Consider the following 10,931-nt stretch of genomic DNA (forward strand, 5'->3'; position numbering starts at 1 on the left):
CCCCCACCCCCTCCACCTGCACCACCGCCGAAACGTCCACCCGCGCCGGCCGCGACGGCATCCCGCCCCCCGTGAACGCCTCCACCTCCGCCCGCGCGATCCGGTACTGCTTCCCGATCCGCACCGCCTTGAGCTTCCCGTCCCGCACGTACCCCCGCACGGTCTTCACGTGCAGGCCGAGCAGCTCCGCCACGTCCTCGACGGAGTAGAAATCGTTCATTCCCTATCCTTCCCTATCCCACCCCACTGTACGTCCCGATAGGGAACTTCCCCAGCCCGCCACACCGACCGCCCTTCCTCCTCCCGCTTGCTTCCCCCGTCCCGCGCCCCGCCGGGGGCGCGGGGAACTGCGCGCCCGGCCACCCGCCCGCCGCCGCCTCGCTCCTCCTCCCCCGCCCCGATCCCCCTCCGAAAAACCCCTTGCGCCCCACCCCCCACTCGCTAGAGTGGTCCACGTCCCGCCGCGCCACTGCGCGTTCGCGGGCCCGACGAGAGGAGGTGCAGACCGATGGTTGCCGCCGTGACGCGGTGCGCCTTCGTGTGCGCGCCATACGCCTCCCCCCGTCTTCTTCCCACCGGCTGATCGCGCGTCATCCCGCGCCCCGGTGGGCCACTCCACAGGAGCCACCGCAGTGCGCGAGCGCTTTGCCGACAGCGATTCCTTCTCCCGCATCCGCCCCAAGGGCGCTTCCCGTCGCGGCCGCCGGGCCGACCGCTTCGACGACTCCCAGCCCGAGTACGACTACTTCGCCCCGGCCGGGTTCGAGGCCGACGGCCACGAGAGCACCGACGGCTACGACTACGACGACGCCGAGCAGGAGTTCCTCGTCCCGGTGACCGACGGCCCCGCCGTCGGCGACCGCTGGTCCACCTGGGACCAGTCCACCCCGACCGAGAAGGGCCCCGAGCCGCGCCCCGACTGGGTCGTCACCGAACTCGCCGCGGTGGACACCGAGTTGGGCATCGTGAAGACCGGCAAGGAGGCGGACGTCTTCCTGCTGGAGCGCGCCGTCCCCGACACCGGCCGGCGCACCCTGATGGCCGCCAAGCGGTACCGGGACGCCCAGCACCGGATGTTCCACCGCGATTCCGGCTACCTCGAGGGCCGCCAGCACAAGGAGTCCCGGGTCAGCCGGGCGATGGCCAAGCGCACCGCCTTCGGCAAGGAGGCGATCGCCGGCCAGTGGGCGGCGGCCGAGTTCACCGCGCTGTGCCGGCTCTGGTCGGCCGGTGTCGCCGTGCCGTACCCGGTGCAGATCACCGGCACCGAGATCCTGATGGAGTTCGTCGGCGACGAGGACGGCACGGCCGCGCCCCGGCTGGCCCAACTCCGCACCGAGGAGGCCGACATCGACGACCTGTGGGCCCAGCTGGGCCGCAGCCTCGCGCTGCTGGCCTACGACGGCTACGCCCACGGAGACCTGTCGGCGTACAACATCCTGGTGCACCGCGGCCGCCTGGTGATCATCGACGTCCCGCAGATCGTCGACGTGGTGGCCAACCCGCGCGGCCTCTCCTTCCTGGAGCGGGACGTCCGGAACGTCGGCGCCTGGTTCGTCTCCCGCGGCCTCCCGCCCGCGAGCGTCGAGGCCCTGGTCGAGTCCCTCGCCGCCGACGCCCGCCTGCGCCGCTGACCTCCCACCGGAGGGCGGGGCCCGGCCGCACCCCGGCCCCGCCCTTCCGGGAGCACCGCACACGCACGGGGCGGCCGTCCCCCCGGTCGACTCCCCGGCCGGCTCCCAGGGCTGACCTCCCCTCATCCCGCCGCCTCCGTCCGGCAGTTGTGCCGCGCAACGGGTGTAGAGTCGCCGCGGTCGGACGGGGTCGGGGGCGGCAGCGGCTTCCCCCCGCGCGTTCGAACAGCGAGAATCACTGCTGACACGTCGTACAACATGCTCGGGGGACTGCGGGACATGTGGGGTCGGGGGACCGTGCTCGGGGGCCGCTACGCCCTCTCCGAACGGCTAGGCAGCGGCGCGATGGGCGAGGTCTGGCGGGCCGAGGACCAGGTGCTGGGCCGTCAGGTCGCGGTGAAGATCGTGCTTCCGGCGCTGCTGGAGGACGAGGTCTTCGCCGCCCGGTTCCGCCGCGAGGCGACGGTGCTGGCCGCGATGAACCACCGCGGCGTGGTGCACATCCACGACTACGGCGAGGACGGCACCGATCCGGACGCCCGGACCGCGTACATCGTGATGGAGCTGCTGACCGGCAAGCCGCTCGACCGGGCCCGCGGCCGCACCGCCTTCCCGCCGGACCGGGCGCTGGACGTCGCGGCCCAGGTGCTGGACGCGCTGCACGCCGCGCACCAGCAGGGCATCGTGCACCGGGACATCAAGCCGTCCAACCTGATGATCGACGCGGACGGCCGGGTCACCGTCACCGACTTCGGCATCGCCCGCTCCCTCGCCGACAGCCGGATCACCACCTCGCACGCGGTGATCGGCACCGCCCTGTACATGGCCCCGGAACGTGCCGAGGGCAAGGACGCCTCGGCCGTGTCCGACCTGTACTCGGTCGGAGTGGTGCTGTACGAACTGCTGGCCGGCGCAGTGCCGTTCACCGGCGGGACGCCGCTCGAAGTGGTGCTCAAGCACGTCCGCGAGCCGGTGCCCGAGCTGCCCGCGGAGATACCCGCGCCGGTCCGGGCGCTGGTCGCCCGGGCGCTCGCCAAGCAACCCGAGGACCGCCACCGGGACGCGGCGGCGATGGCCCTCGCCGCCCGCCAGGCGATGTCCACCCCGGCCGGGTTCGGCGCGGTGCTCTCCGCACCCGAGCCCGTCGAACCCCCACCGGCCCTCCCGGCCCCGGCACCGGCACCGGCCGCGTCCGCCACGCCCGCCGTACCCCCCGCCCCCGCCGTGCCGGAGAGCTCCCCGGCCCCGGACAAGCGCGCCGGGCGCCGCCGCCTGGCCACCCTGATCCTGCCGGTGGTCCTGGTCGGCGGCGGTGGCGTGACGGCCCAGCAGTTCGACCTGCTGCCCTGGCAGCACCCGGACCAGCAGGCCACCGCCGGTTCCACCCCGAGCCCCGGCAGCCCCGGCGGCCCCGCCACCGGCCCGGCCGCGGGCGCCACCCCGCCGTCCACCGCCCCGGGCACCACCCAGGCCGACCCCACCCCGCCCGCCTCCGCCCCGGCCACCGACCAGGCCGGCAACCCCGTCCCGCCGGGCACCGACCCCGGCACCGGCGCCAACCCGGGCACCGGCAACGGCGGCGTCAGCAACCCCGGTGGCACCACGAACAGTTCGGGCGGCAGCAACCCCGGCACCGGCTCGGGCAGCAACCCCGGCTCGGGCTCGGCTTCCGGCGGCTCCGGTAACGGCGGCGGCGGTGGCGGCAGCACTCCGAACCAGCCCAAGCCGACCACCCCCGCCACCACCCCGCCCGCCACCGGCTCGGGCCCGGCCAAGGGCTGCGGCGGCAGCGGCTGGGGCCACCTGGTGAACGTCGGCAGCGGGCGCTCCGTCGGCCTCGGCTCCGACGCGGTCAGCGCGGGCGTCCCGGTGGTCTCCGGCGGCTACACCTCCTACGGCTGGGTCATGGGCAGCAGCAGCGGCGTGGCCACCTTCACCGCCTGCTCGGCCAACAGCGGCATCAGCCTCGGCGCCTCCTACACCGGCGGCTCCAACGCCGCCGAACTCGCCGGTGCCTCCTCCTTCGGCGACATGACCAGCTGGATGCCCGCCGACGCCGGTTCCGGCACCTTCCAGCTGAAGTTCGGCTACGGCGTCCAGAGCTGCCTGACCGACAACGGCAGCGGCGCCGCCCTCACCGTCAGCACCTGCAACCCGGGGGCCAAGTCCCAGCTCTTCCGCTTCTCCTGAGCGCCGGAGCCCCCTTCGCACCCGCACCGCCCGCCGCCCGCACCGCCCCCGGCCGGCCCGGCCGCCAACCCCCGGCCCCACCAACCGAGTTGTCCCCCGGCCGGGGCAGAATGCGGGCATGGCCGAACAGTACTTCTCCGCTTTCGCGGTGGACGCCGCCGTCCTGCACCGCCTGCCGGGCTCGGGCGAGCGCGTGCTGCCCGGCGTGCCGCCCTCCGCCGCGCTCACCGAACTGCTCTCCGGCCGGCTGCGCGCCGACGCGGACTCCCGCTACACCGCGCTGCTGCCCGCGCTGGCGGGCGCGTTCGGCACGCCGCTGGGCGCGGTCTCCGTCCCGGGCCGGCACTGGGACGACCTGACGGAGGTGTTCACGGGGCTGGAGCTGCCCGCGCTGGCCACGCTCTGGTCCCGCCCGTGGCCGTTCCCGGCCGACGCCGGCTACGACTGGCCGTGGCCGTACCCGACCCTGGCGGCCCGCGCCGACACCGCCGACCTGCTCGCCGAACTCGCCGCGCTGGCCTCGGAGTCGATCCACGAGCAGGACGTCGAGGCGCTGGACGAGGACGACATGGAGGAGGCGGCCTGGTTCCTCACCGAGCACCTCCCGGTCTGGGCCTCCCGGGCGCACGCCCTCGACCTCGACCTGCTGCTGATCCGCGACGGCACCCGCTGACCCCGCCCCGCACCCGACCGCACCACCCGCACCGCCCGCCCAGCACTGTCCCTCAGGACACCACGTCCTTCGCCGCGAACCCGCGGAACGCCAGCGCCAACAGCACCACCGCGTACGACAGCGACAGCACCACGCCCTGCACCATGCCGCCCCACTCCAGTTGCGGCTGCAGCGCGTCCGCCCAGGCGTACTGCCAGTGCGCGGGCAGCCACTCGCGCAGCGAGCCGAGCGCGGTGACGGCGTCCAGCACGCCGGTGATGATGGAGGCGAAGACCGCGCCGCCGACCGCGCCGAGCGGGGCGTCCGTGGCCGTGGAGAGCCAGAACGCCAGTGCGCCGACCACGATCTCGGCGAGGAAGACGTACAGCACGGCGATCGCGAGCCGGGGCAGCGCCTCGGCCGCCGACAGCGTCGCCCCGGTGGGGAGCTTGAGGTCGCCCCAGCCGTACGCGGCGGTCCCGACCACCAGCCCGACGGCGGGCAGCAACACCACCGCGGCCGCCGAGAAGGCCATCGCCACCGCGAACTTGCGCACCAGCAGCCGGGCCCGGGGCACCGGCGCGGCCAGCAGGTAGCGCAGCGAGGACCAGCTCGCCTCGGAGGCCACCGTGTCGCCGGCGAACAGCGCGACCGGGATGACCAGCAGGAAGCCGGTGCCCATGAACAGCAGCGTGGCGGCGAAGTTCGCCCCCGACGCGGTGGCCAGCTCGATGAACGTGGTGCGGTTCTCCCGCCCGGGCGTGCCGCCGATCTGGAACGCCGCCAGCACGACGAACGGCAGCACGGCCAGCACCCCGCCGACCACCAGCGTCCGGCGGCGGCGCAACTGCCGCATCGCCTCGACCCGCAGCGGCAGCGTCCGCCCGGGCCGGTAGCCGGGCGCGGCGGTGTCCCGCCCCGCGCCGAGCACGGTCGCGTCACTCATGCCGTCCCTCCGTCCACAGCCCCACGTCCGCCACCGACACCGACACCGTCACTGACACCGACCTCGCACCCGACGCCCCCGCTCATGCCGCCCCCCGGATCAGGGACAGGAACGCGTCCTCCAGCCGGCGCTGCGGGCCGATGCCGGTCACCGGCACGCCCAGGCGCACCAGTTCGGCGGTCAGCCGGCTCGCGGGCAGGCCGTCCAGCCGGACCAGCAGCCCGGCGTCCACGGCCTGCGCCTGCGCGATGCCGTCCAGCGCGGCCAGCTTCTCGGCGGCCGCCTCGCCTCCGCCGAAGCCCGCCTCGACGGACACCAGCAGTTGCTCGCCCGCGCCGGTGATCTCCGCGGTCGGCCCGGCGACCACGAGCTGCCCGCGTTCCATCACCACCAGGTGGGTGCAGGACTGCTCGACCTCGGCCAGCAGGTGGCTGGAGACGATGACGGTGCGTCCGGCGGCGGCGTAGCGGACCATCACCTCGCGCATCTCGCGGATCTGCGGCGGGTCGAGCCCGTTGGTGGGTTCGTCCAGGATCAGCAGGTCGGGCAGGCCGAGCATGGCCTGGGCGATGGCGAGGCGCTGCCGCATGCCCTGCGAGTAGGTGCGGACGGCGCGTTCCAGGGCCTCGCCGAGGCCGGCGATCTCCAGCGCCTCGGCGAAGTGCGCGTCCTCGACGGGCCGTCCGGTGGCCGCCCAGTACGACTCCAGGTTGGCCCGGCCGGACAGGTGCGGCAGGAAGCCGGCGCCCTCGACGAACGCGCCGACCCGGGAGAGCACCGGCGCGCCGGGCCGGATCGCGTGGCCGAAGACCCGGATCTCGCCCGCGTCGGGGCGGATCAGGCCCATCAGCATCCGCAGCGTGGTGGTCTTGCCCGCGCCGTTGGGGCCGAGCAGGCCGAGCACCTGCCCGGTCTCCACCCGGAAGGACAGGTCGCGCACCGCGTACCGGTCGGTGGCCCCCTTGTACTTCTTCGCCAGGCCGGTGATCTGCAGCGGCACGTCGGCGAGCGCCGGGTCCGGGGCGGGGGTGGTGTCGCGGCGCCGCCGGGCGAGCACCAGCAGCGCGCCGAGCGCCAGCGCGACCAGCGGCAGCACCCAGGTGCGGTTCGGCAGCGGCGCGGCCTCGGTGCGCAGCCCGGGCACCGTCGGGACGCTCAGCGGGCCGGCCGCGGAGACGGTGTAGGTGGCGGCCTGCGCGGGCGAGGCGTACGCCAGGTCGGTGCTGGCCAGCACCAGCCGCAGCCGGTGCCCGGCCGGGAACTCGTGGTCGACGGCGGGCAGCGCGACCTGCACGGTCCGGCCGCCGTCGGCGTCCGCGCCGGTCACCCGCAGCGGGGCGACGAGCTGCTGCGGCAGGGTCTGCTTGCCGTCGGGGGCGACGTCGTACAGCTTGGCGAACAGCACCGCCTCGGGGATGTCGGCCTTCACCCGCACCTGGACGGCGGGGGCGCCGGTCAGGTGCAGGGCGCCGCCGAGCGGCTGGGAGTCGAAGGAGGCGAACTGGCCGGGGAAGTCGATGGACAGGCCCGCCCCGACGGAGGAGAGCTGGGCCAGGGCGCCGATGCCGGGCAGGGTGGAGATGTTCGGCGGGGCCCCGCCGGGCGGGTTGGCGATCCGCTGCTCCCGGCCGGTCAGCGCGACCTCCTGCCGGGCCGTGCCGTCCAGGCCGGGGTAGGCGTCGGCGTCGGCGCCGCGCAGCACGGCCTGGAAGCCGGTCGAGTCGACGCCGCCGGTGCGGGTGACCCGGAACGCGGGGCCGGTGTCCGCGCCGGTGCCCCTGAGGTAGTGGTCGAACCAGGCGGTGACCCGGGCGTCGGCGCGGGTGCTGGTCTCCTGGCCGCCGTCGTGGCCGGCGCCGAACCAGTCCACCGCGACGGGGGCGCCGTTGGCGGCGACCGCCTTGGCGATCCGGTCGCCCTGGTCGAGCGGGAAGAGCGAGTCCTGCTGGCCCTGGACGACCAGCGTCGGGACCTTGATCCGGTCGGCCACCGAGGCGGGGCTGGAGTGCTCCAGCAGCTTCACCGCGTCGGCGTCCGGCCGTCCGGCGGCCGCGACCCGGTTGTACATCGCGCACAGCTCCTCGCGGAACCGCCCACAGCCCACCGGCCCGGCGGCCGGAGCAGCCGGAGCAGCCGGAGCCGCCGGGGCCGCCGGAGCGGCCGGTGCGGCGGAGCCGTCGCCGAAGGCGGCCGAGGAGCCGGTGGTGAAGAAGATCCCGGCCCACAGCTTCTTGAAGACCCCGTCGGCGGCCGAACTGCCCTGCGCGGCCTGCGGGAACAGCGCGTCGGCCAGGTCGAACCAGGTGATCTGCGGGGCGATCGCGTCGATCCGGCTGTCGTACCCGGCGGCCAGCAGCGACACCGCGCCGCCGTACGAGGCGCCGGTCACGCCGACCCGCGGGTCGCCGGGCCCGTCGAGCTGCACCTCGGGGCGCTGGGCCAGCCAGTCCACCAGCCGGGAGACGTCGGCGACCTCGCGTTCGGGCTCGTTCAGCCCGATCTGCCCGGTCGACTTCCCGAACCCGCGCGCCGACCAGGTCAGCACCGCGTACCCGTGCCGGGCCAACTCCTCGGCGCGGGAGCGCAGTTCGTCCTTGGAGCCGCCGAAGCCGTGCGCCAGCAGCACGGCCGGCCGCCGTCCGGAGCCGCCCGCGGTGAAGAACGAGGTGTCGATCCGGACGGTCTCCGGGCTGCCCGCGCTCTCCGGCAGGTCCAGGAACCGGTCCTCCCGGTGCACCCGCTCCGGCTGCCCCGCCACCGCGACCGCCCCGCCGCCGACCAGCAGCGCGGCCGCCACCGCACCGGCCAGCACCGCCCTGCGCCGGGTCAGCCACCTTCGCCACGCCCCACCGAAGCCCATGGCGGTGATCCTAACCGGGCGGCAGGTAAGGAACCCATCAGCCCGCCGACGATCCGGTCCCGCTTCCTCCCGGCCCGGCTGACGAACCGCCACGATCCCCCACGATAGGGTGCGAATCCCCCGTTGCCGGACGCCAGCGAGGTGACCCGTGCTCTGGCCGCTCGCCAGCCTGCTCACCGCCGTCTTCGCCACCCTGTTCGCCGGCTGGCTGGTCGACCAGACCCTCCAGCGCCTCGACGCCCGCCACCCCGACGCCCCGGTCTGGGCCCAACTGCGCCGCTGCCGCGTCCCGCTCCAACTGGTGCTGCTCTCCGCCCTGCTGCTGGCGGCCCAGCCGGTGCGCCGGATCTTCCACAGCGACGACGACGCGCTCCGGCACGGCGTCCTGCTGGTGCTGATCGGCTCGCTCGGCTGGCTGACCGTCCGGGTGCTGGCCGCCGTCGTCGAAGCCGCCTTCAGCCGGTACCAGACGGTCACCGAGGACGCCTCCCGCATCCAGCGGGTGCGCACCCAGCTCGGCCTGGTCCGCTGGGTCGGCTCCGCCGTGCTCTGGACGGTCACCGCCGGCGCCCTGCTGCTCACCTTCGACGCCATGCGCACCGTCGGCGCCAGCCTGCTCGCCTCCGCCGGCATCATCGGCATCATCGCGGGCATCGCCGCCCAGTCCGCGCTCGGCAACTTCTTCGCCGGCCTGCAGATCGCCTTCAGCGACACCGTCCGGATCGGCGACACCGTCGTGGTGGACGGCCAGCAGGGCACCGTCGAGGAGATCACCCTCTCCTACCTGGTGCTGCGGCTGTGGGACGAGCGCCGCCTGGTCGTCCCGGTCTCCTACTTCGTCTCCAAGCCGTACGAGAACTGGACCCGCCGCGACCCCGGCCTGCTCGCCTGGGTCCTGCTCCACCTCGACCACCGCACCCCCGTCGACGCGCTGCGCGCCGAGCTGGAGCGCTACCTGGCCGGCAGCGAGCTCTGGGACGGCCGGGACTGGTCCCTGGCCGTCTCCGACACCACCCCGTCCACCGTCGTGGTCCGGGCCACCATGACCGCCCGCGACCCGGACACCACCGCCGCCCTCCGACTCGCCGCCCGCGAACACCTGCTGGCGTACCTGCGCGACCACCACCCGGAGTCCCTGCCGCGCGTGCGCACCGACTGAACGCGCGGCAGGACCGCTCTGCCGCTACAGCACCCGGGTCATCGTCCGGTGCGGGATCCCGGCGTCGTCGTACACCGGCCCCTCGGCCGCGTACCCGAGCCGCTCGTAGAACCCGAGCGCCTGCACCTGCGCGTGCAGCTCGACCTCGCGCGCCCCGTGCGCGCGGCCCAACTCCTCGACCGCGCGCACCAGTTGCGCGCCGAGGCCGGTGCCGCGGGCGGCGGCGACCACGGCGAGCCGGCCGAGCAGCACCCGGCCCTCGGTGCCGCCGGTCATCGCCAGCGCCTCGGCGCCGTGGATCAGCCGGGCGGTGCCGAGCGCCGCGCCGTCGGGGCCGACGGCCAGCAGGTGCGCCGAGGTGGCGTCGTACTCGTCGTACTCCAGCTCCGGCGGCACGTTCTGCTCGACCACGAACACCTCGTGCCGAACGCCGCGCGCCAGCGCCATCTCCGCGTCCCCGTCGACCACCCGGATCGACACGCCCGTCAGCGGGGTGCCCATCTCAGCTCTCCGCCGCGATGACGTCCAGCGCGTGCTGCAGGTCCTCCGGGTAGCTGGAGGTGAACTCCACCCAGCGCCCGTCCTCGGGGTGCTCGAAGCCCAGCGAGACGGCGTGCAGCCACTGCCGGGTCAGGCCCAGTCGCTTGGCCAGCGTCGGGTCCGCGCCGTAGGTGAGGTCGCCGACGCAGGGGTGGCGCAGCGCCGACATGTGCACCCGGATCTGGTGGGTGCGGCCGGTCTCCAGCTTGATGTCCAGCAGCGACGCGGCCCGGTACGCCTCGATCAGGTCGTAGTGCGTGACGGACGGCTTGCCGTCCCGGGTGACGGCCCACTTCCAGTCGCTGCTGGGGTGCCGGCCGATCGGCGCGTCCACGGTGCCGGACAGCGGGTCGGGGTGGCCCTGGACCAGCGCGTTGTACTTCTTCTCGGTGACCCGGTCGTGGAACTGCCGCTTCAGGTCGGTGTAGGCCCGCTCGGACTTGGCGACCACCATGATCCCGGAGGTGCCGACGTCCAGGCGGTGCACGACGCCCTGACGCTCGGCGGCGCCGGAGGTGGAGATCCGGTAGCCGGCCGCGGCCAGGCCGCCGATCACGGTGGGGCCGGTCCAGCCGGGGCTGGGGTGCGCGGCCACGCCGACCGGCTTGTCGATCACCACGACGTGGTCGTCGTCGTGGATGATCCGCATGCCCTCGACGGCCTCGGCGACGATCTGCACCGGCGCCGCCGGGGCCGGGATCTCGACCTCCAGCCAGGACCCGGCGGTGACCCGGTCCGACTTCCCGGCGACCGAACCGTCCAGCGTCACCTTGCCCTCGGCGGCGAGTTCGGCGGCCTTGGTGCGGGAGAACCCGAACATCCGGGCCAGGGCGGCGTCCAGCCGCTCGCCCTCCAGGCCGTCGGGTACGGGGAGGCTACGGGTCTGCGCTGCGATACTCACCCACCCGAGTATGCCCGACCCGCACCTCCCCCCGACCCCACCGGCCCCC

9 protein-coding genes are annotated in these 10,931 nt (G+C 74.9%); 4 read left to right on the top strand and 5 right to left on the bottom strand.

The genetic code is table 11. The features are described 5' to 3' along the window. On the bottom strand, window positions 1-220 hold a 220-nt coding region (locus IH44_RS0136610; protein ID WP_030464155.1), incomplete at its 3' end, for a helix-turn-helix domain-containing protein. A 412-nt stretch (window positions 221-632) separates the two neighbouring features. Between IH44_RS0136610 and IH44_RS0136615 the strand changes: the two genes are divergently transcribed. The 3 genes from IH44_RS0136615 to IH44_RS0136625 all read left to right on the top strand — a co-directional run bounded on the left by IH44_RS0136615 (window position 633) and on the right by IH44_RS0136625 (window position 4,497). Further along, window positions 633-1,634, top strand: coding sequence for a serine protein kinase RIO (locus IH44_RS0136615; protein ID WP_030464156.1), 1,002 nt, complete (start codon window positions 633-635; stop codon window positions 1,632-1,634). A gap of 279 nt (window positions 1,635-1,913) precedes the next feature. Beyond that, complete coding sequence (locus tag IH44_RS43420; protein ID WP_051818068.1) at window positions 1,914-3,824, top strand: serine/threonine-protein kinase; 1,911 nt, start codon at window positions 1,914-1,916, stop codon at window positions 3,822-3,824. A gap of 118 nt (window positions 3,825-3,942) precedes the next feature. Next, window positions 3,943-4,497, top strand: coding sequence for a hypothetical protein (locus IH44_RS0136625; RefSeq protein WP_030464158.1), 555 nt, complete (start codon window positions 3,943-3,945; stop codon window positions 4,495-4,497). 52 nt (window positions 4,498-4,549) lie between these two features. Here the strand turns inward: IH44_RS0136625 and IH44_RS0136630 are convergent, their stop codons facing one another. Beyond that, a complete protein-coding gene (locus tag IH44_RS0136630) occupies window positions 4,550-5,422 on the bottom strand; it encodes an ABC transporter permease (protein ID WP_051818070.1) in 873 nt (290 codons plus the stop codon). A gap of 82 nt (window positions 5,423-5,504) precedes the next feature. Next, window positions 5,505-8,282: an alpha/beta fold hydrolase gene (locus IH44_RS0136635; RefSeq protein WP_030464160.1), complete on the bottom strand. Its 2,778-nt coding sequence runs from the start codon at window positions 8,280-8,282 to the stop codon at window positions 5,505-5,507. A gap of 148 nt (window positions 8,283-8,430) precedes the next feature. Between IH44_RS0136635 and IH44_RS0136640 the strand changes: the two genes are divergently transcribed. Beyond that, window positions 8,431-9,441 carry a mechanosensitive ion channel family protein gene (locus IH44_RS0136640; RefSeq protein WP_030464161.1) on the top strand — a complete coding sequence of 337 codons (1,011 nt, stop codon included), beginning with the start codon at window positions 8,431-8,433 and terminating at the stop codon, window positions 9,439-9,441. A 24-nt stretch (window positions 9,442-9,465) separates the two neighbouring features. Here IH44_RS0136640 and IH44_RS0136645 read toward each other — a convergent pair whose 3' ends face one another. Both IH44_RS0136645 and IH44_RS0136650 read right to left on the bottom strand, forming a co-directional pair. Further along, the gene (locus tag IH44_RS0136645; RefSeq protein ID WP_030464162.1) at window positions 9,466-9,942 is read right to left on the bottom strand and encodes a GNAT family N-acetyltransferase; all 477 of its coding nucleotides are present in this window, start codon (window positions 9,940-9,942) and stop codon (window positions 9,466-9,468) included. Window position 9,943: 1 nt separating this feature from the next. Further along, complete coding sequence (locus tag IH44_RS0136650; protein ID WP_030464163.1) at window positions 9,944-10,882, bottom strand: RluA family pseudouridine synthase; 939 nt, start codon at window positions 10,880-10,882, stop codon at window positions 9,944-9,946. Window positions 10,883-10,931: the final 49 nt, after the last annotated feature.

It is taken from the genome of Kitasatospora sp. NRRL B-11411, assembly GCF_000721345.1.
GTDB lineage: Bacteria > Actinomycetota > Actinomycetes > Streptomycetales > Streptomycetaceae > Kitasatospora > Kitasatospora cineracea.

Coding starts and splice junctions, on each gene's coding strand:
- IH44_RS0136630 (WP_051818070.1), bottom strand. CDS start 5,422: ATGAGTGACGCGACCGTGCTCGGCGCGGGGCGGGACACCGCCGCGCCC.
- IH44_RS43420 (WP_051818068.1), top strand. CDS start 1,914: ATGTGGGGTCGGGGGACCGTGCTCGGGGGCCGCTACGCCCTCTCCGAA.
- IH44_RS0136635 (WP_030464160.1), bottom strand. CDS start 8,282: ATGGGCTTCGGTGGGGCGTGGCGAAGGTGGCTGACCCGGCGCAGGGCG.
- IH44_RS0136625 (WP_030464158.1), top strand. CDS start 3,943: ATGGCCGAACAGTACTTCTCCGCTTTCGCGGTGGACGCCGCCGTCCTG.
- IH44_RS0136645 (WP_030464162.1), bottom strand. CDS start 9,942: ATGGGCACCCCGCTGACGGGCGTGTCGATCCGGGTGGTCGACGGGGAC.